We start from the raw sequence: 470 nt of genomic DNA, 5'->3' as shown, positions 1-470 counted from the left end.
CGCTTCGGGGTTCCCTCGCTCCGGCCTTGCTCCCGGGAGGACCGCGCTGCAGGCCCCATCCTGGGGCCCAGCGCTTGACGGGCATCCATGCCCGTCACCTCCCTCCGCAAGGCCTACGCTCGGCCTCCTAAGGTCGCAATCTGCGTTTGCTGAGCTACCGTGCGCTTAGAAGCAAAAGCAAAAGCAAAAGCAAAAGCAAAAGCAAAAGCAAATTCAATCCTGTAGGAGCGCAGCTCGCGAACACCGGCAAAGCCGGTGCCATCCACCGCGTCGCCTGCTTGGCAGCTAAAGCCGCTCCTTGCCTTGCTTTTGCTTTTGCTCTTGCTTCTAAACGCGCAATAGCTCAGGCAACACCAATCGCGACCTCAGGAGGCCGAACGGAGGTCTTGCGGAGGGAGGTGACGGGCATGGATGCCCGTCAAGCGCTGGGCCCCAGGATGGGGCCTGCAGCGCGGTCCTCCCGGGAGCAA

Annotated in this window: 1 protein-coding gene; it reads right to left on the bottom strand. The window is 62.1% G+C overall.

The annotated features are described in order from the left end of the window. Positions 1-113: 113 nt before the first annotated feature. Positions 114-266: a hypothetical protein gene (locus F3J45_RS29710; protein ID WP_167070882.1), complete on the bottom strand. Its 153-nt coding sequence runs from the start codon at positions 264-266 to the stop codon at positions 114-116. Between the last annotated feature and the right edge of the window lie 204 nt (positions 267-470).

Source organism: Pantoea sp. Ap-967, from assembly GCF_011752565.1.
In the GTDB taxonomy this organism is placed as follows: domain Bacteria; phylum Pseudomonadota; class Gammaproteobacteria; order Pseudomonadales; family Pseudomonadaceae; genus Aquipseudomonas.
Note: the sequence above shows the minus strand (reverse complement) of the source record. Positions and strands in the feature narration are given on the sequence as shown.